This window comes from Caulobacter sp. SLTY, assembly GCF_009905535.1.
Classification (GTDB): Bacteria; Pseudomonadota; Alphaproteobacteria; order Caulobacterales; family Caulobacteraceae; genus Caulobacter.
The window spans coordinates 22457-41128 of the sequence record NZ_JAAALA010000021.1 but is presented as its reverse complement, the minus strand read 5'-3'; the positions used below and the strand labels follow the sequence as shown (position 1 = coordinate 41128).

The 18672-nt window shown below is 64.9% G+C and carries 16 protein-coding genes; 3 read left to right on the top strand and 13 right to left on the bottom strand.

The genetic code is table 11. The features are described 5' to 3' along the window. Window position 1 precedes the first annotated feature (1 nt). From GVN21_RS13125 to GVN21_RS13115, 3 genes are all read right to left on the bottom strand, one after another. Entirely contained in the window at window positions 2-601 is a 600-nt protein-coding gene (locus GVN21_RS13125) for a YdeI/OmpD-associated family protein (RefSeq protein ID WP_166575205.1), read from the bottom strand. A gap of 72 nt (window positions 602-673) precedes the next feature. After that, entirely contained in the window at window positions 674-2086 is a 1413-nt protein-coding gene (gene glnA, locus GVN21_RS13120) for a type I glutamate--ammonia ligase (RefSeq protein WP_166575204.1), read from the bottom strand. 41 nt (window positions 2087-2127) lie between these two features. Next, window positions 2128-2466, bottom strand: a complete 339-nt coding sequence (locus tag GVN21_RS13115) for a P-II family nitrogen regulator (RefSeq protein ID WP_166575203.1) — start codon at window positions 2464-2466, stop codon at window positions 2128-2130. Window positions 2467-2693: 227 nt separating this feature from the next. Here GVN21_RS13115 and GVN21_RS13110 point away from each other — a divergent pair, with 227 nt between their 5' ends. From GVN21_RS13110 to GVN21_RS13100, 3 genes are read left to right on the top strand one after another with little or no spacing between them, the layout of a single operon-like run. Further along, on the top strand, window positions 2694-4232 hold the full coding sequence (locus GVN21_RS13110; protein ID WP_166575202.1) for an acetyl-CoA acetyltransferase: 1539 nt from the start codon (window positions 2694-2696) through the stop codon (window positions 4230-4232). A 5-nt stretch (window positions 4233-4237) separates the two neighbouring features. Further along, entirely contained in the window at window positions 4238-4807 is a 570-nt protein-coding gene (locus GVN21_RS13105; protein WP_166575201.1) for a histidine phosphatase family protein, read from the top strand. A 48-nt stretch (window positions 4808-4855) separates the two neighbouring features. Then, complete coding sequence (locus GVN21_RS13100; protein ID WP_166575200.1) at window positions 4856-6298, top strand: NAD(P)H-hydrate dehydratase; 1443 nt, start codon at window positions 4856-4858, stop codon at window positions 6296-6298. Window positions 6299-6408: 110 nt separating this feature from the next. Here GVN21_RS13100 and GVN21_RS13095 read toward each other — a convergent pair whose 3' ends face one another. The 10 genes from GVN21_RS13095 to zorA form a co-directional block, all read right to left on the bottom strand. Further along, the gene (locus GVN21_RS13095) at window positions 6409-7524 is read right to left on the bottom strand and encodes a tyrosine-type recombinase/integrase (protein WP_166575199.1); all 1116 of its coding nucleotides are present in this window, start codon (window positions 7522-7524) and stop codon (window positions 6409-6411) included. A 342-nt stretch (window positions 7525-7866) separates the two neighbouring features. Beyond that, on the bottom strand, window positions 7867-8388 hold the full coding sequence (locus tag GVN21_RS13090; protein WP_166575198.1) for a hypothetical protein: 522 nt from the start codon (window positions 8386-8388) through the stop codon (window positions 7867-7869). Window positions 8389-8745: 357 nt separating this feature from the next. Next, window positions 8746-9198 carry a hypothetical protein gene (locus tag GVN21_RS13085; RefSeq protein WP_166575197.1) on the bottom strand — a complete coding sequence of 151 codons (453 nt, stop codon included), beginning with the start codon at window positions 9196-9198 and terminating at the stop codon, window positions 8746-8748. Between the two features lie 304 nt (window positions 9199-9502). Beyond that, window positions 9503-9721, bottom strand: a complete 219-nt coding sequence (locus GVN21_RS13080) for a hypothetical protein (protein WP_166575196.1) — start codon at window positions 9719-9721, stop codon at window positions 9503-9505. Window positions 9722-9984: 263 nt separating this feature from the next. Next, complete coding sequence (locus tag GVN21_RS13075; protein WP_166575195.1) at window positions 9985-10287, bottom strand: hypothetical protein; 303 nt, start codon at window positions 10285-10287, stop codon at window positions 9985-9987. Between the two features lie 74 nt (window positions 10288-10361). After that, window positions 10362-10541 (bottom strand): hypothetical protein, encoded by a 180-nt coding sequence (locus GVN21_RS13070; protein WP_166575194.1) that lies wholly within the window; start codon window positions 10539-10541, stop codon window positions 10362-10364. Between the two features lie 33 nt (window positions 10542-10574). Then, window positions 10575-14288: a DEAD/DEAH box helicase gene (locus GVN21_RS13065; RefSeq protein WP_166575193.1), complete on the bottom strand. Its 3714-nt coding sequence runs from the start codon at window positions 14286-14288 to the stop codon at window positions 10575-10577. Next, window positions 14281-15708 (bottom strand): EH signature domain-containing protein, encoded by a 1428-nt coding sequence (locus GVN21_RS13060; RefSeq protein ID WP_166575192.1) that lies wholly within the window; start codon window positions 15706-15708, stop codon window positions 14281-14283. The genes GVN21_RS13065 and GVN21_RS13060 overlap by 8 nt, the downstream gene beginning before the upstream one ends. Continuing rightward, window positions 15705-16469, bottom strand: a complete 765-nt coding sequence (locus GVN21_RS13055; RefSeq protein WP_166575191.1) for an OmpA family protein — start codon at window positions 16467-16469, stop codon at window positions 15705-15707. Before GVN21_RS13055 ends, GVN21_RS13060 begins: the two co-directional genes overlap by 4 nt. Beyond that, the gene (gene zorA / locus GVN21_RS13050) at window positions 16466-18457 is read right to left on the bottom strand and encodes an anti-phage ZorAB system protein ZorA (protein WP_166575190.1); all 1992 of its coding nucleotides are present in this window, start codon (window positions 18455-18457) and stop codon (window positions 16466-16468) included. The genes GVN21_RS13055 and zorA overlap by 4 nt, the downstream gene beginning before the upstream one ends. Window positions 18458-18672: the final 215 nt, after the last annotated feature.

The window sequence follows — 18672 nt, the reverse complement described above, 5'->3', positions numbered from 1 at the left end:
TCTACCCCTTCTGCGGATAGATCGTCTCCCCGCGCTCCAGCATCTCGACGAAGGCGGCGATCTTCTTCTTCCGGCCGGCTTCAGTCTTGAGGTTGTGGACGCGGAAGGCGAGGGCGAAGCGATTCTGCTCGGTCAGTTTGGGCAGCATCGCCTTGGCCTTTGGGCTGGCGTCGATGGCCGATTGCAGGTCGTCGGGGATGGGCAGGCCCTTGCTGCCGCTGCCGTAGGCGCGGTCCCAGCGGCCGTCGGCCTTGGCGGCCTCAACCTCGCGAAGGCCGTGCTCGGTCATCGTGCCCTCCTTGATGAGGCGGGCGACGTTGTCGATGTTGAGCTTGCTCCAGATGCTCTTCTTGCCGCGCGGGGTATAGCGCTGGAGGAAGCTCCTATCGTCGAAGCTCTTGCGCACCGCGTCGATCCAGCCCCAGCACAGCACCACGTCGACCGCCTCTTTCGGCGTGATCGAGGGCAGGCCGGAGGCGACCTTGTGGATCTTGATCCAGACCTCCGGCTGCGAGGCGTGGTGCTCGGCGAGCCAGTCGTAGAAGGCCTGGGCGTCCTTGAACTCGCGGACATGGTCTGGGTCTACGACAATGGCGGCCATGGCGGGTCCCTGGATGCGAAAAGGGCCGGAGATCGATCTCCGGCCCTTCCGTTCTAGCTCAGCCCATCCCGACTAGCACTTGTAGTACATGTCGAATTCGACCGGGTGCGGGTGAAGCTGCAGGCGCATCACCTCTTCCATCTTCAGCTCGATGTAGGCGTCGATGAAGTCGTCATCCATGACGCCGCCCTTCTTGAGGAAGCCGCGATCCTTGTCGAGGTTCTCGAGGGCTTCACGCAGGCTGCCGCAGACTTCCGGAACCTTCTTCTGCTCGCGGGGCGGCAGGTCGTAGAGGTTCTTGTCCATGGCCGGACCCGGATCGATCTTGTTCTCGATCCCGTCGAGGCCGGCCATCAGCAGGGCCACGAAGGTCAGGTATGGGTTGCCCATCGGGTCGGGGAAGCGGGCTTCCAGTCGCTTGGCCTTGGGGCTGTCGACGTGCGGGATGCGGATCGAGGCCGAGCGGTTGCGGGCCGAGTAGGCCAGTTTCACCGGGGCTTCGTAGCCGGGCACCAGGCGCTTGTAGCTGTTGGTGGTCGAGTTGGAGAAGGCGTTGATGGCCTTGGCGTGCTTGATGATGCCGCCGATGTACCACAGGCATTCCTGGCTCAGGCCGGCGTACAGGTCGCCGGCGAACATCGGCTTGCCGTCCTTCCAGATCGACTGGTGCACGTGCATGCCGCTGCCGTTGTCGCCGAACATCGGCTTGGCCATGAAGGTGACGGTCTTGCCGTAGGCGGCCGCCACGTTGTGGATGACGTACTTATAGAGTTGCAGCCGGTCGGCCATGGTCACCATGGTGTCGAACTTCAGGCCCAGCTCGTGCTGCGCCGGGGCCACCTCGTGGTGGTGCTTTTCCGGCTTCATGCCCAACTCGCCCATCACGGCCAGCATCTCGCCACGAATGTCCTGGGCGCTGTCCACCGGGTTGACCGGGAAGTAGCCGCCCTTGGGGCCGGGACGATGCCCCATATTGCCCTCGGCGTACTCTTTGGCCGAGTTGCCGGGCAGCTCGGTCGAGTCATAGCTGTAGAAGGTGTTGTTCGGGGCGGTCGACCAGCGCACGTCGTCGAACATGAAGAACTCGGCTTCCGGACCGAAATAGACGGTGTCGCCGACGCCCAGCGACTGGGTGTAGGCCAGCGCCGCCTTGGCGATTGAGCGCGGGTCGCGGTTGTAGGGGGTGCCGGTGTCGGGGTTCACGACATCGCACATCAGGCAAAGCGTGGTCTGCTGGTAGAAGGGGTCGATGATGGCGCTGTCCAGGTCCGGACGCAGCTTCATGTCGCTTTCGTTGATGGCTTTCCAGCCGGCGATCGAGGAGCCGTCGAACATGGTGCCGTCTTCCAGGAAGTCCATGTCGACCAGGTCGATGTCGAAGGTGACGTGCTGCAGCTTGCCGCGGATGTCGGTGAAGCGGACGTCGACGTATTTGACGTCCTTCTCCTTGATCTGGGCCAGAATGTCTTTCGCGGTGGTCGCCATGAGAACCTATCCCCTAGGTTATTGATTTCGATGATGTTTTCTTAGATCGCCGAGGCGCCGCTCTCACCCGTGCGGATGCGGATGACGTCGGAGATTTCGGAGACGAAGATCTTGCCGTCGCCTATGCGGCCGGTGCGGGCGGCGTTCTGAATCGCCTCCAGGGCGCCCGCCAACTGGCCATCGTCGACCACCACCTCAACCTTGATCTTGGGTAGGAAGTCCACGACGTACTCGGCGCCGCGATACAGCTCGGTGTGGCCCTTCTGGCGGCCGTAGCCCTTGGCCTCGAGCACGGTCATGCCCTGGACGCCCATCTCCTGAAGGGCCTCCTTCACCTCGTCCAGCTTGAACGGCTTGATGACGGCTTCGATCTTTTTCATGGCATTCCCGGGGCTCTTTGGCCCGAACGTTAGAGGCGACGGAGCATAGGGGCGGGGGAGGGGACAAGTCCGCTCGTCTCACCGGTTGCAGCGGCGCCAGTGGAAACCGCCCGGCGCCGCAAATCAAGGCGCCTGGCGCCCGGCTTTCGAGCAGGGCCTGAAACCGCTTGGATACCGCCGCGTCATGGCCTTATCCGGACCCATCCACCAGTCGCGGAGTGCGGAAGATGCGGGACGAGACGCCGGTTCTCATCGGAGCGGGCCAATTCACCTACAAGGGCAATCCGGAGACGGCGCCCACTCCGCTGGAATTGCTGAAGATTGCGGCGGATCGCGCGGCGGCGGACGCCGGCATCGATGCGGCGGCGCTGGCCGACCTGGACGCCCTGGCGGTGGTCGGGTTCACGGTGGACGCGCCGGGCGCCCTGTCGGACCTGCCGTTCCCGAGGCTGAAGAACCCGCCGGCCAGCCTGGCCCGGGCGCTGGGCGCCGATCCGGCCTACGCCGTCTACAGCCACATGGGCGGCAACAGCCCCCAGCAGGCGCTGAACATCCTCTGCGAGCGCATCGCCAAGGGCGAGACGCAGTTCGGCTTCGCCTGCGGCGCGGAATTCCTCGGCTCGCTGATGAAGCGGTTGAAGGGCGGCCATGGGTTCGAAGGCTATGGCGATGAGATCGAAGAGGAGCCGGTGCGGATCGGCGACGGTCGCCCCGGCGCGACGCCCTACGAAGCCGCCCATGGCCTGGATCGGCCGATCAACATCTATCCGGTGTTCGAGAATGCCCTGCGCGCCCGTGACGGCCGCTCGATCGAGGATCATCAGCGGCGGTTGGGCGAACTGTTCGCGCCGTTCACCAAGGTGGCGGCGCAAAATCCCCACGCCTGGTTCCCGGTCGAAAAGTCGGTCGAGGAGCTGACCACGGTCAGCGAGAAGAACCGGATGATCGGGTTTCCCTACCCGAAGAATCTCAACGCCATCATGCAGGTCGACCAGTCGGCCGGCGTCCTGGTCTGTTCGGCCAGGAAGGCGCGGGAGCTGGGCGTTCCGGAAGACAAATGGGTCTACCTGCACGGCTGCGCCGACGCTTCGGACCTGTGGTTCCCGCTGGAGCGCCAGAACTACCATTCCAGCCCGGCCATGCGCCTGACCGGCCAGCGGGCGCTGGAGATGGCTGGGGTCACTATCGACGATATTGACCTCTTCGACATCTACAGCTGTTTCCCGATCGCTGTTGAGGTCGGGATCGAGGAACTGGGCCTGAAGATCGACGACCCGCGCGGCTTCACCCTGACCGGCGGGCTGCCCTATTTCGGCGGGCCGGGGAACAACTACGCCATGCACGGCATCGCCGAGATGATCGCCGCCCTGCGCGCCGGGCGCGGCAAGTGGGGGCTGTGCACCGCCAACGGCTGGTTCCTGACCAAGCAATCGACCGGCGTCTACTCGACCACGCCGCCCGACAAGCCGTTCGACCGCCAGGACCCGAAGATCATCCAGGCCAAGATCGACGCCCTGCCGCATCCGGAGATCACCGAAACCCCGGAAGGTCCGGCGACCATCGAGGCCTACACGGTCATTCACGACCGCGACGACTATCGCGGCGGGGTGGTCATCGGCCGAGATGCGCAGGGCCGCCGCTTCGTGGCGGTGGCGCCCAAGGAGCCGGAGATCCTCAAGAGCCTGGAGACCAGCGAGGGCGTCGGCCGCACGGGCGTGGTAAGCCGCCACCCCGACGGCAAGCGCAACCTCTTCGTCCCGGACTGACCTGAATGCCTCACGTCCACATGATCCGCCACGGCAAGCCGGCCTCCACCTGGGGCGACGCCGACGAGGACCCCGGCCTCGACGACGCCGGTCGCGCCCAGGCCCGCGCCGCCGCCGAGGCTCTGCTGGCCCTGCCGGACGGCCTGCGCCCCACCCAGGTGGTCAGCTCCCCCCTGCGCCGGTGCCGCGAGACCGCCGCCCCGACCGCCGAGGCGCTCGGCGTCGACCTGGTGATCGATCCCCGCGTCGGCGAGATCCCGACCCCCAGCGCCGAAACCCTCGACACCCGCCCCGGCTGGTTGCGCGCGGCGTTCGGCGGCCTGTGGCGCGAGATCAAGGGCGACCTCGACTACGACCAGTGGCGCCGCTCGGTGGCCGCCGCCGTGGCCGAGTATCCCGGCGCCGCGGTGTTCAGCCACTACGTTGCGATCAACGCGGCAGTCTCGACGGCGCTTGAGGACGACCGCGTCATGGGCTTCCGCCCCGACCACACCTCGATCACCCGGTTCGAGATCATCGACGGCCGGCTGATGCTGGTCGAAAAGGGCGCCGAGGCGGCAACGCAGGTCCTCTGACGCAGGGCGGCGATTGAGACCGCTCCCGCCGCATGCGATTGTTCGCCGATGTCGCGTGAAATCCTGACCGTCGCCGAGATGACCGCCGCCGACGCGGCGGCCGTGGCGGCCGGAACCCCCAGCCTGACCCTTATGGAGCGCGCCGGCCAGGCAGTGACGGACGCCATCGTGGCCCGCACCCGCGCCTGCAAGGTGGCGGTGCTGTGCGGGCCGGGGAACAACGGAGGCGATGGCTATGTGATCGCCCGACTGCTCAAGCGGCGAGGTTGGCGCGTCTGGGTCGAGGCGTCCGGACCGCCGACCACCGCCGACGCCCGCGCCAACGCCCAGCGCTGGACCGGTCCCACCTACCGCATCGGCGGCGGCCCGCCGGCCGACCTGGTGGTCGACGCCCTGTTCGGCGCCGGCCTGACCCGACCGCTGGAGGGCGAGGCCCTGGCAGCCGCCCGCGCCTCCCACGGCCATCCCCAGGTGATCGCGGTCGACATCCCCAGCGGCATCGACGGAAACACCGGCCAACCGCGCGGCGACACCGCTTTCCGCGCTGACCTGACCGTCACCTTCCACCGCCGCAAGCTCGGCCATGTCCTCCAGCCCGGCGCGGCCGCCTGCGGCCAGATCCAGGTCGCCGACATCGGCCTCGGCCTCACCCCGTCCCAGCTGATCGAGAACACGCCGGACCTCTGGCGCCGCGCAATGCCTTTCCCGACCCCCGCCACCCACAAGCATTCCCGTGGCCGCGCCGTGGTGGTCGGCGGCGACGGCCTGCACACCGGCGCGGCGCGGCTGTCGGCCCGGGGCGCACTCAGGATAGGCGCCGGCTTGGTGACCGTGCTCAGCCCGCCCGCCGCCGGTCCGATCTACGCCGCCGCCCTGGAGGCGGTGATGGTCCGCGCCTTCGACAGCGACGCCGACCTCGCCGCCCTGGCCGGGGCCGCCGACGCCGCAGTCATCGGCCCCGCCGCCGGCGTCACCCCGGCCACCCGCGCCAACCTCTTCGCCCTGACCCGCACCGGCGCCGCCCTGGTGGTCGACGCCGACGCCCTGACCGTGTTCCGCGACCGCCCGGATGACCTGTTCGACGTGCTCGACAAGGATGACGTGCTCACCCCCCATCCCGGTGAGTTCGAACGCCTGTTCCCCGGCCTGCTCGACGCCGGTCCCACCCGCATCGAGGCCGCCCGGGCGGCGTCGATGCGGGCCGGCGCCGTGGTGCTGCTTAAAGGACCGGACACCGTCATTGCCGCCCCCGACGGCCGCGCCGCCGTCAACCTCAACGGCACGCCCTGGCTGGCCACCGCCGGCTCCGGCGACGTGCTGGCCGGCTTCATCGCCGGCCTGATCGCCCAGGGCATGGACAGCTTCCTCGCCGCCTGCGCCGCCGCCTGGATCCACGCCGACTGCGCCGGCCGGTTCGGCCCGGGCCTGATCGCGGAAGACCTGCCGGATTTGGCCCCCGCCAGGCTGGGCAGGTTGCTGGCGCGACCATAACCGACGGCGCATCGCCGGATGACGAGTCCTTCACTTGCCTACCGCTGCAACCCCCCGTATCCCTCCCCGCGAACCTTGCGGATGTGGCGGAACTGGTAGACGCACTGGATTTAGGTGACTGTCCCGCCTCTGGATACCTCTTTGAATTTGCTGTAGGTTTCCGTTGTTTGCGCCGCTGTTGTGCCGTGGGCGTGACGCATCGCAGATCGGAGGTCGTCTTTGGTGACCTGCGAATAGCGCGCCGCGCTGGCGATGTTCTGGTGGTTGAGGAGCTGCTGCACCAGCCGCAGGCTTCCGCTGTCCCGGGCGAGGGTCGTAGCGGCGTGGTGGCGCAGGTCGTGGACCGGTCGAACCCCCTTGATGCCCGCAGCCCGGAGGGCCTGTTTGCTGGCGCTCTGGAAGGCTCGCCAGTGGATGGGCGTCAGCCTGCCCCCGTCGTCGCGGAACCAGATCGTGTCGAGCCCGGCGGCCACGGCGCGGGCCTTGCGGGCGGCAAGGTCAGGAACATCCTCCTCCAACAGGATCAGCGCGTGGTTGCGCCCGTTCTTTGTGTTGAGCAGGTAGACTTCCGCGGCTTCGACGTTGAGGCAGTCGGGATGGAAGAAGGCCTCCTTGAGCCGGGGGCCGTAGCGCTCGAAGAAATCGAACAAGGGCCGATGCCATTCCGGTAGCGCCGCACGCCAGCGGGCGCGCACATCGTCCGAGAGGATCGGCATCAGACCCGGAGGTTGGGCGAGGCGAAGCTTGCCCCACTTTATCCGCCTGATGGGGTGCTCCATCTCTTCGGCGTAGGCCAGGATCGGGCGGAGTGTGGTGTCGATCATATCGCGGTTTACGGTCGCGGGCGCCGGCGGCCGGGGGTTCTTCTTCGCACCCTGCCGGATGGGCTCGCGGCGCCTGGAAAGGATTGCGTCCTCAATCACGGCATGGCTGACCTGATCGACCGGAAGATTGGGGTCCAAGTGGCGGAACAGGATCTTGATCCGTTGAGCAACAGTGGTCGCGGTCTTGTTCTGCGCAATGCGAGAGGCGAACCACTTGTCGGCTACCTCGCCAACGGTCGGGATTTGGTCTGGAGATGCAATTCCCAGGATGAGAGCGCGGCGGTGCGCGTCAGCGAAGGCGTCGGCGTCCTTCTTGAGTTTGAAACCGGTCGAACCGCGGTGGCGGATGCCGTCAATCGTGAAGTCGTAGTGCCAGGTTGCGCCGCGCTTATAGAGGGACATGGGGTCTCGATGTACTTGGAGAAATCGTCGGATCGGATGCGCCAGGCGGCGCCGACCTTGAGGGCGGGAAGTTCGCCGCGCGCGATGATGGACCGAAGGGTCTTCTGGGATACGCGCAGCTTTCCGCAGACCTCGTCAAAGGTGAGCAGGGAAGGCTGGGTCATGTGAGGGCTCTCGCAGTGGTGCGCCGGCGCCGCCAGTGAGCGGCGCCTAGCGTCTGGCTGCGGCTGCGGTGTCTTCAACGAGCATGTGCTGTATAGACTCCGACGGGAGTCCTGCTGTCTAGAGCCTAGTTGGCGACCGAGTGAGTAGTTCGGGCCTATGTCCAGTGATTATCCGAAATCAGAGACCTTCGGCGTGGATCGCCTCTAGGGCAGCTGCGTATTGCGAAGGGCTGTAGATGCCAGCGGTTCGCTCGTGCAGCTCGTCGGGCGTCATGTCCCGGCCGCCTTCTATGGCCAGCAGGGTGTCGATGACGTCCTCGGGGTCGTCTTCGACCTCGCCGGCCAGTTGTTGGGCGAGGTCAATCTGGAAACAGCGCATCGGCAGCGGCTCGGAGACCGTGCCATCGACATGGTGGATGGTCCGCAGCTCGTAGTGCAGCGGGTTCCGGCAGGTCTCGATGCCACACAGGCGTGTCGGTCGCCAGCTCTTGTGAAGCGGGCGATCGAGGATCAGCTCGAAGATCGCGGATATGGTCCGCCGGGTGGACCGGCCGTGTTTGATGACGACTGGACCATGCAGGCACTGATATTGGCTGGCAGTGGGGGTCGGCCAGCTATCGAGCAGGGTCTGGAGTTCCTGCTCAGAAACTGCTAGGAGGCTGGCGACCCGGGCCAGCAACGGCTTGCTTGGTCGAGACATATCTACTGGATATCTGTGTGAACACTGAGTTTGGTTTACCCCATCGACCGTCCAAAACAAAAACTAATATTTTTTTACTACTACTATATATTTATAAAAAATAGATAACAATTAGATATAGAGAGGGGGTAAACCAAACTCCCAGTCAGGGCGGACCGCGAGCCGCAGCGGCAATCCGCCCTACCCTGGTCAGTCGCGGGCCTCGGCCAGGTATCCCCAGCCGCTACGACCGCCTGCCAACCGGCACAGGCGTCGCTTCTCGATCAAGGCCCTCTCGAAATCACGGCCTGGGTCGGTTCGCCAGTGGTCGGTCATGCTGTCTGCGAGGATTGCCTTACCCAGGGTTTGGGTGGCGGATCAGAGACCTTGGGCGCGGATCGCCTTCAGGGCCTCGGCGAATTGGGCCGGCGTGTAGCCGCCCATGAACCGCTCGCTGAGCGCTTCGGGTGTCATGTCCCGGCCGCCGTCGACGGACAGAACGGTGTCGATGACGTCCTCGGGATCGTCTTCGACTTCCCCAGCCAGTTGCTGGGCCAGGTGGTTGCGGAAGCAGCGCAGAGGCAGGTTCTCGCCAATGGTGCCATCGGTGTGGTTGATGACGGTCAGCTCGTAGTGGAGCGGATTACGACAGTCCGGCGAGGCGCAGAGACGGATCGGCCGCCAGCTCTTGTGAAGCGGACGATCGAGGATCAGCTCGAACAGGGCGCCGATGGTGGTGCGGGTCGAACCGCCAGTTGGGGTGGAGGTTCGGATAGTCTGAGAGCCGGCCATGCAGGGGGCTGTAATGGTGATCTTGCGGGGCCCATCCATGCAGCGATATTGGTGAGCTTCCTCGGGAGGCCAGCTATCGAGCGTGGTCTGGAGTTGTTCCTCGGAAACTGATAGGAGGCGCGCCAAGCGTGTCAGCATAGGTATGCGAGGACGCGCCATGTCTACTGGATATTCCCTTCAAGTGAAGAGTTTAAGGTACTCCAGCTACCGTCCAATCTAAAGTCCTATCTTAAATTATATCTACTATACTTTTCTAAAGGACAAATTGTTGAAGAGATAAAGGTGGGGGTACCCGAAACCCAGCCGGGGGGCGGACCGCCAGCTGCAATCCGCCCTACCTTGGTCAATCCTCGGCCGGCGCGAGATAGCCCCTGCCCGACTTGCCACCCGCCAACCGGTACAGGCGGCGCTTCTCGAACAAGGCCGCTTCGAAGTCGGCAGCCTCGATCGACCACAACCGGCGGCCGGTCTGAACGTCGAACACGTCCCAGAACACCTCCGACCCATCCCCTTCCGGCGTTACCTCGGGTAAGGTCGGCCGAACCCGGTCCTCGGGCGGCAAGTCGGGCAGCTCTCGAACCCAGCACGCGAGCTGAGCGTCGAAGACGCGGATCGCCTGGTCAGCCCTCGGACAGGGTTCGGGGGCCCGCTCTTCGGGGGGGCTGCACCTGCGCGGTCAGGGCGCTGAAAAGTGATATTGCGATTGCAGACTCTCCAGGCCCCACTGGGGCCCAGATCTGGATATCGGCTAGGCGACATCTCTGAATGGGGCGAGGGGTCTCTACGGGCCGGAAAACGGCCGTAGAGACCCAGTGCTAAGCGGCGCTACTTGTCGCCGCCCCGCGCCGTCAGTCCGCGCTTCAGACGTTCGGCCATCAAGAGCACGTGAGCCGCCGCGTGAGGGGGCGGATGGCCGATCTCGAGGAAGTAGTCGACCGCCCCAGCGATGATCAGGACGATGCGGGGCTCGGCTTCGATGAAGTGCTCCGGTTCGAGTTCGACCTCCAGGGCGGAGGCGAGTTCTTCAACGGCGGCCCAAAGGAGGGTGTCCTGCGAAGCCAGGTTTTCGCGCGGCTTGGCGATCCACTCAAAGCCTTCAAGGGCGCGAAGTTCTTCAATGCTAATCAAGAGGTTAGTCTCCGGTTCTGATGTCTCGCTCCGGAATGAGCGATTGATTTCAGAATGCCGCAGGGTCGCGCTTACTAGCGGGGCTTTTCGGCAAGGGGTACACCCTTTTTCCCTATAGTTTTGAGCATCTTGCTTGCGACCATACCGAAAAATATCCGGCGGAGTTTTTCAATTTCGGCCGCTATCATATCGCCGTCAAAATCGAAGTGGTTCGAGAACGCAACGACAGTCGCGACTTCCGCCAGCGGCGACATCGTGTGGCCGCCAACTCGGAGCGGGCGCTCCCCTCAAGAAGAAGGGGGCGCGTAGCTTGCCGAGCATTGCCAGCGTTCATCGTAAAGCGCCTCAACGCCCCGGCCGATAACCAGCGTGTGCACCTTTACCGCGCCACCAGCATGCTCGATTTCCAGCATCACCTGGCGGTCATGGAAGTCGTCATGCCGCCCACGCTTATTCCGACGCTTCGGCGTGAGCGTGACGCCTCGACTTGCAGCAGGGCTTTGGCCAAACAAGGCGCCGATGTCGCTGCGCGCACGGGCGTCATCAAAGTCCAAGTCGATGTCCGGCGCGTACTCGATCACAGCCGAGCCTAGCTTCGCAACTTCCGCCAAGTCTGAAATGAACTGGATCTGGGCCCGCCGTGCGTTCGGGGTCGCAATAGCGTAAGGGTCGCTGATAGTTGCACGTGTGATCCTTCGGCCGTGAAACAGCGCCAGGATCTCCGACGTCGGCCTCGGCTCGTTCGCGCCACAGATCCAGACTCTTGCGCCCGTCGTTTGCAGTTCCTTGGGCAGACGCAGCACAGGTCGCCGAGCCACAGCCTCTTCAACAGGCCCTGTCTGAAGCTCGTGGGCGCTTGCGTCCATGGTTGGCGGGACAGGCGCAGCCGGCTGAAATTCTTGCCGTTGGGGATGGGTTGCCTCTGGCGCCGCTGCAACGTCATCCGAGCGCGCGCCGATGCTGGGCTCTGCTTCAGCCGAAACGGTCCGGGAGAGGGAGACATCGTCGAACAGGTCTGCAAGATCAGCGTCGTTGGCGTCGGGAGGCAGGAACAGGTCTCTGGTCAGAGTACGCTTGCGCTCGATCAGAGCGTTGAGCCGAAGGTCAAAGCTGGACTCCCGCAAGGCGCCTTCGGGGTGAACAGCCATGGGCACATGGACGAAAACGTCCTTGGTCTGACCTATCCGGAACACCCGGTCCGTTGCCTGGTCTTCAACCGCCGGGTTCCACCAGCGTGAAAGATGGATGACGTGGTTCGCGGCGGTGATCGTCAGGCCTACACCGCCGGCCTTTGGAGAGAGAACCATCACGTCGAAGCGGTCTGGTTCGCTCTGAAAGACATCAACCATCCGTTGGCGGGCAAGCCCAGGCACCCCGCCGTTGATCTGCATTGGCCGACGAGCCAGCTTGTACCGCTCCTGTACGAGCTGGGCGAACCGGTTCTGCATGGCTAGGTCTTCGACGAAGACGAGGACCTTCTCGCTCTTCGCCTTGGCCTCATCCAAGACCTTGAACGCGCACTCGACGCGAGCGGACTCCGCTGCGTAGTCCGCCAAATCTCCGATGGGGTCTCGAGGGTTGCGCGGGTGGAGAGATACTCCCCGCATCGCCGCGAGGTAGGTCAGCATTCCACCCTTGCCAAGCGCGCCCGAGGCCGACGCGGCCGCGGCCCTGATGACAACGTCCTTGTAGGCCTCCGCCTGAACTGGCGGCATATCCAGTTGATAGGGGACGATGGTCTTTCGGGGCAGACCCTCAAGCGCCTCAGACTTCAGTCGCCGCACCATGTACGGGGGCACGGCGTCCATAAGCTGGGCCTTCAGCCCGGCGAGAGCTTCACGGTTCTCTGGAGGATGCCGCCGCTCGAAGTCCCGGCTCGATCCCAGAAGTCCGGGCGCCATGACATCCATGATCGACCAGAGATCCTGCAGGCGGTTCTCGACCGGGGTGCCGGTCATGCCCAGGACGAAGTCGCTGTTCAGCGCCCTTGCGGCGCGGGACATTTGACTTGTCGGGTTCTTCAGTTTCTGGATTTCGTCATAGACGATGAGCCCGAACCGGGTCCGCGCAAAGCTGAAGTGGTAGTCGCGCACCGTCTCATAGGTGGTCAGGACGACACCGGCATTCCGCCAGGCGCCGCTGTCCAGAGACGCCCTACCTGTGTCGATGTCGCGGCCTGCGAGGCCGGACTCCTCGCGAAGGCGTTTGAGGTCACCACCAAAGGCCCGAGCGACAACGCCGAGGCCGGGCTCCTCCAGGTGTTTACGGATCTCGCCTTGCCAGTTTCCAAGCAGGCCGGTTGGCGCGACGATCAGGAAGGGTGCGTGTTCACGGCGGCCCAGCCGTGCCTCTCCCTGCAACCAGGCCATGAAGGCGATCGCCTGCAAAGTCTTCCCAAGACCCATGTCATCCGCAAGCAGGGCGCCTGGACGCCCAATCGCGGCGCATGTGGCCAGCCAGCGGATCCCATCGGTCTGGTGCGGCTTGGGGGTGGTCCTGAGTGTCTCGGGCAGGTTCACGTCAAGTGCAGAGGCGTCTGCATCCGCTTCTTGGCCGATCGGCGCGTAGTCAACCTCGTCGAAGTTGTCTCTGACGATGAGGAACAGCTTGCCCTGAGTGGCCCCGTCCCATAGCGCGGCTAGGTCGCCTTCTACAGTCGTAGGGTCGCCGTCGTGTCGGGCTGCGAATGGTCTGAGGCTCTCGACCGCCGCAAACGTCTGCTCGTTCATACCGAGAAACGGGGGAGGGGGCGGACCGGACTCCTCGACAGGATAAAGCAGGTCGCCCACATCGACCTGGGGAGCCTCGGCAGCCCGAGCCGCTTCAACCCGATCGATCAAGGTGGAGGCCGCCTGGGGCGCAATCGCGAAGTAGTCGTCCCCAATGCGGAGCCCGAACCGTTCTGGGATCCACTGGTTTTTCCCCAGAGGTGTGAGCCAAGGCAGAACAGCTTTGCGCCAGACATCGACCCCGGAAACGCGTTCGGAGAACTGCTCGGTCTCAACGAACAGCCTCTCCAGCCCGATCCTGTCAGCGACTTCCGCCCCCAATCTCTCGCGAAGCTGGCCGGCCGGGTTGAGCACGAAATTCCTGCGGTCTGCCTCGGGCGAGCCCTGAAGCTGTCGGATCACCGCGAGGACCGGCCGTACCGCCGGGTCGATGTAGATGTACTCCCCTGTTCCCAGCACATAGGCCGCCCGGCCGCCGTCGCCCGCGTAGAACAGGGTCTTGCCGAACCGCCGTTGGGCCGAACTTGTGAGCAGGCTGTCTTCATCCTCGTCCAGCGCCCGGTCGCCTTCCTCGGACTCCGCCACTGCCTTGGCGCCGAAGAGCAGGGGCTCGAACTCGGTCTTTTCAGGCGTGAGGGCCGTCAGCTTTACGGAAACCGCCGAGGCATAGTGAATGCGCAGCGCCGAAAGATAGCCATCCGACACGACCGGGAGGTCCGGATCCTCGGGCCAGTGGGCCTTCAGGTCGGCCAGTGCCTGGTACCTCGCAGCGGAGTCCGGGATCGGCCCCGCCAGGGACAGGGCCGCCTGGTAGAGGGAAAAGAGGGGCTCAGGGATGCGCTGCAGACCCTTGGCGGTCTTCAGGATCGCGCCGTGGACGATCACCTTCTCCGGAATGCCGCCCGGAAGGACCCAGCGGGTGCGAACGTGAAAGTCCGGCGACTGAATGCCTTCGTGGGGGCGGAGGTCCAGGGCCAGGCGAGTCGGGGGCGGCAGGCCCAGGTCGGCTGGTGTAGCGGCGTCGAGACGCGCCAAGACCGGTGCGCTCATCCTCAACCCGGCCGGTTCCACAACGACACCCGGCGGGTCGAGCTGACCTCCTAGCGCCCGGACTTCATTTAGGGCCGGCGTGGCTTCCGGCTTCAGTTCGGACCAGCGGTCAAAGGGAACGGGCGCCTCTGCGGCCACCAGCTGCAGGACGAGTTCGTCGCCTTCGATGTGGCAGCGGAAGGCCGCCTGCTGGGGCTTCTTCTTGAGCAGGTCCTTAAACACGCTTCAGCCTCCAGCTTGGCCGTTCGGACCAGAACGCCTTGCCTTCGATCACCTGGGCGAAGGACTTCTGCCAGCTGAAGCTGGCCGGCGCGGAGTGCGACAGCTGCTCGCGAGAGGAATAGAGCGTCCCGGCCGGGTATCGGGACTGGTAAAGGGCCGGCGCCTTCTTGTCCCCGCGATGCCAGAAGTTGCACTTCGAGTTGTGGCTCCAATCGACGATCACGAGATCTCCGATCCGCATGATCAGCGCCGCATGAGTGGGACTGCGGTCTTCCTGCGTCCCGAAGGATCCAAGACTCGCATCGTTGTTTTCCCGAGCGGCGCGCCGGGCAAGATGCGCCCCCTCGGCGCCGAAGGCGACCCAGGCCTCCTCGATTGTCGGCGCCCCGTCCGTGCCCAGAAGGTAGGATGTCCAGAACCGGCGCCGATAATCCCACATTCTTCGAGCCTCGGGATCTCGGGCCAGGCTGCGGTCGACGATGTCGAAGAACTGGAACACCGATGCGCGCGTCAGCCATCGCATCATCACGCCGAAGGCCTGAGGCGCCTGGGAGCGGACGGCGGCCCAACCTGCGGGCTTTGTCCGCGGATCTCCGCCTCCGAAGCCCTGAACCCGGTCCAGCAACATGGCGCGGTGATCGTTCGGCGGGTCCTCTTTCAGCCAGGGCAGAAGCAGAGCGTCGATCGCCAGCGGCAGAGACTTGGGGAAGGCAAAACCGCCGTGAGGGCCGGTAGCCCATTCGGCCAGTTTCTCTTGCAGGGGGATGACTGAGGGCCCTGACCTGGAAGCCACAATCTTCGCGGCGGCGATAAACGCCGCTTCCGCGAGCCCGCCGTGCAAACGGATAGGCGAGTCCAGGCCGAGCTTTCTGAGGATTTCCCCTGCGGGCCGGTCTGAGCCGAGCACGGCGGCGGCAATCTTCTGGGGAACCTTGTCGGGCTCGAAGAAGCTGATCGTCCTGTCCAGCTCCAGCCAGGTCGGAACCGGCTTTCCTCTCCAGGTCTTGAGCAGCTTGCGGAGACGGGCCGCGAAATCATGGAAGGCGGCGTCCTGGATGAAGCCGTCGATGTAGGCGGCGATCAGCCCGAGAAGCGCCGACAGACGGCCGGTCCGGCCAACCTCGCTCATGATCGCGTCGGCGCTGACGGCCTCGCCGACAATGGGATGGGGCGGGCTCACGAACACAGCGCAGGCGTCGCGCAGATCGCGACGCGACAACGCCTGGGGCCCTTCAGACGCGATCACCCGATGAATGCGGCCTTGCAGGATTTCAATCGCCTCAGGCGGCAGGGCGCTCCCGGCTAGACCCTTCATTTGCTCCACTTTGCGCTGCAACAGCTTGGGCTCGATCGGCTCAACCTTCAGCCGCAGGGACAGGGCGTCGGGCCGACCTAGGAGACTCTGGAGGCTCGTTGTCATGGCGTCTTGAGGCGCTCCGACACCTTGTCCACTTCCGAGGTGGCGCTGGCATCAGGTGTGACCATGAGGAGGCGCAAGTCGATGCGGCGGTTTGAGCGTTTTGCCGCCGGGCTGTCTCCAGTGTCCACAGGCCGTTCGGCGCCATATCCGCTGACACTCAGCACTGCTTCACAACGCCCTTGCCGCCTGGAGCACCGTTGGGAAAGTCCAGGCTGTCGGATTGTAAGCTCGCGATAGGTATTGGTCGCCCGAACTACCGACAGATCCCAATTGTCCCGCAGCATCCCGCCGCCGCTGTAGCGGTCCACATCCGTATGTCCTTCAACGTAAACGGACTCGATCCGATAAGGGGTCTTGGGGCAACGAACTGGTCGCGAGGCGTCCGCCGACTGAGAGTCTGTGTAGCATGGGATAACGTCTCTCAGCGCGTCGGCCAGATGGCCCACTGCCACCTTGCCCTCGGGCTTAAGTTCAGCGCGACCGCTGTCGAACAAAATGGCGTCGGGCAGGCGCAGAACGCCATTCTGCTCTTCGATGGTGACTGGAACGCCTTTGGCCTTAAGCGTGCGCTCAAGATCGCGAAGGATTTTGGCACGCTCTAAGTCCGCTCCAGTAAGCTTGGCGGTAACATCCTGAAACTGAACCGCGAAATACATCAGCATGATGATGAAGATGAACACCAGGCCGACCATCATGTCGGTCATCGAGACGAAGTAGTTTTCCTCGTCGACCTCGGACTCGTGGGCGTCGTCGATGATCATTCAGCAGGCTCCGAGACCGGGCGCCTGGAATTCGCATAGCCGTCGAGCTTCTCGGCGTACTCGACCAGCGAGTCCGCGAGGTCCTGGATCGGTGAAAGGCCGCTATCCAGCTTGCCCACGGCGTCGGCGAGCGCGCCGTCGGTCTTCTGCGCAAAGCTGGCGAACTGGTTGAGGCTGTCTCCAAGGGTCGAGGACATCTTCTCGGCGGCCTGGGCGAGAGACTTGTCGACCTCTGCGAACCGGGCCCGATATTCCGACCAGGCCTCCTCCGCGGCCTCGTAGGTCTGCTTCATCTGTTCGGCGAGACCACGCATCTCAGCCATCGCCTTCTCGTCCGAAACCTGCCCCGCCTGCAGGGCCGCCTGGATGCGGGCAACCGCGCCGTCGACCGCCTCCACGGCTTTGACGATCGGGGTCGCCACGGCGCCGAAACCTCTGCGAGCCTCTTCGATCGCCGACACCAGGGTGTTCGCCTGGCCGGAGACATTGGACAATGCCTCGGCCGAGCGCTCGGCCTGCTGGCCGCTTCGGGCGAAGCCGTCGGACGCGCGATCGATGCTCTCGGCCGCGTCGCCAACCGCCTTGGCGAGGCCAAGAGCGGTGGTGCGAAGCTCCCCGCCAGACTCTTCAAGGGCATGGGCGAAGACCTTCTGGCTTTCGGCCACCCCGCTCGCCAGGGCGGACTGCACCTCGCTCTGCATCGTCGCCGCGGCCTCCAGCCCGGCGCGTTTGAGGCCGTCCACCGCCTCGTTCATCGCCTCGGCCGACTTCGCCTGCGCCTGCGAGAGTTCGGACAACACCCGGTGCAGGGTCTCGTCCTGTGCCTTCGCGGCGGCCTCGCTCTGGGACCGCATGTTGGCGCCCATGCCGTCGACCTGTCCCGCCAGGCGGTCGAACGCCTCGCGAATGTCGGAAGCCGCGCGGGAGAAGTCGGCGCCGGCGTCCCGGATCTGGCGGGCCGCCTCGTCGCCGGAACTGCCGACGGCCGTGCTGATCTGCTCGATCTTCAGGCCAAGGGTCGCGAGCACTTCGCTGAGGCCGCGCAGCTGGTCGCCGCTGACCTCCTCTATGGCCTTGCGGGCGCCGTCGCCGATGCCGGAGGTGACGTCGTTCATCGTGTCGGCCATCCGGGTGATGGAGGCTGCCACCGGATCGAACGCCTGCTGGAACTGCGAACCGATCTTCTCGCCCAGTTGCATAGCGAAGTCGGTGTTGAACATCTTCAGCTGGTCGCGCTGCTCCTTCAGGATCTCCAGCTGCTCGACCGCGAGCCGCTGGGGCGGAACGTAGAGGAGTCCATGCTCCAGGAGGGTGCAGATGCTGTCAGTCAGGCTCTTCGACTTCTTGCTCAGGCCATGTTCGGCGAAGCGGAGCCAGATCGAGGCGCCGAGTCCGGCCACGGAGGAGAAGAACTTGGCGCCGGCGACGGTCAGCAGTCCTTGCAGCGCTAGTTTTGAAGCCCCGATGTCGCTGTTGCCCATGCCCTTGGAGGCCTGGCCGAGCGCCACGATCAGGCCCAGGAAGGTCAGGATCAGGCCGATGCCGACGAAGACATTGGAAGCGAACGTCAGGTACGCCAACCGTGGGGCGACACGATTGAAGAAGGCGCTCGGCCGGTTGGTGTTGCGGATCGGCGAGGCGTCCTCGTCGATGATCGACTCCTGAAACTCCCGCCAAGCTTGAACGAGCGCCTGTGCGCCGGGCTCTTCCTTGCCCATGGCGGCCGAGACATCGAGGTAGTTGGCCGCGAACTGCTCTCGTGAGACGACCGGATCGGAGTCGGGGCCGATCGCCTTGTTCAAGGCCTCGACCCGTGCCCTGGCCGCCTTGAGATAGGGGTTCAGTTCCTTGCGGGCACACCAGTGCAGCCAGCCGGCGACGCCGAGCATGATCGGCAGGACGACAAACGGCACGAACCACTCGTGGGTGTAGACCAGCCCCAAGAGATGCAGCACCACGTCGAGCGCCGAATTCAAACTCTGTTCCACCCAAGCCCCCTCAAACGCCCGACCTCACCCGACAGGCCGCTACGCTTCATAAAATGCTGGAGAAGGACCTATCGGAATTGTCCGTCAGATCCGGTCGCACCACCTGCGCTTCGTGCTGGTGCGCGACGCCGGGACCCTGCTAGCGTCTCCCCCACCCCCACGTTGCAGCGTTTCGGGGAGTCAGTCTAGACGGGTGAGAGTTCGGGGGAGTGCAA

Bases quoted from the DNA above. Each gene is read 5' to 3' on its own strand.
- GVN21_RS13125 (WP_166575205.1), bottom strand. From the start codon at position 601: ATGGCCGCCATTGTCGTAGACCCAGACCATGTCCGCGAGTTCAAGGAC.
- GVN21_RS13085 (WP_166575197.1), bottom strand. From the start codon at position 9,198: ATGGATGGGCCCCGCAAGATCACCATTACAGCCCCCTGCATGGCCGGC.
- GVN21_RS13055 (WP_166575191.1), bottom strand. From the start codon at position 16,469: ATGATCATCGACGACGCCCACGAGTCCGAGGTCGACGAGGAAAACTAC.
- GVN21_RS13095 (WP_166575199.1), bottom strand. From the start codon at position 7,524: ATGTCCCTCTATAAGCGCGGCGCAACCTGGCACTACGACTTCACGATT.
- GVN21_RS13100 (WP_166575200.1), top strand. From the start codon at position 4,856: ATGTCGCGTGAAATCCTGACCGTCGCCGAGATGACCGCCGCCGACGCG.
- GVN21_RS13090 (WP_166575198.1), bottom strand. From the start codon at position 8,388: ATGTCTCGACCAAGCAAGCCGTTGCTGGCCCGGGTCGCCAGCCTCCTA.
- GVN21_RS13115 (WP_166575203.1), bottom strand. From the start codon at position 2,466: ATGAAAAAGATCGAAGCCGTCATCAAGCCGTTCAAGCTGGACGAGGTG.
- GVN21_RS13060 (WP_166575192.1), bottom strand. From the start codon at position 15,708: ATGACAACGAGCCTCCAGAGTCTCCTAGGTCGGCCCGACGCCCTGTCC.
- GVN21_RS13105 (WP_166575201.1), top strand. From the start codon at position 4,238: ATGCCTCACGTCCACATGATCCGCCACGGCAAGCCGGCCTCCACCTGG.
- GVN21_RS13070 (WP_166575194.1), bottom strand. From the start codon at position 10,541: ATGTCGCCGCTGGCGGAAGTCGCGACTGTCGTTGCGTTCTCGAACCAC.
- GVN21_RS13110 (WP_166575202.1), top strand. From the start codon at position 2,694: ATGCGGGACGAGACGCCGGTTCTCATCGGAGCGGGCCAATTCACCTAC.
- glnA (WP_166575204.1), bottom strand. From the start codon at position 2,086: ATGGCGACCACCGCGAAAGACATTCTGGCCCAGATCAAGGAGAAGGAC.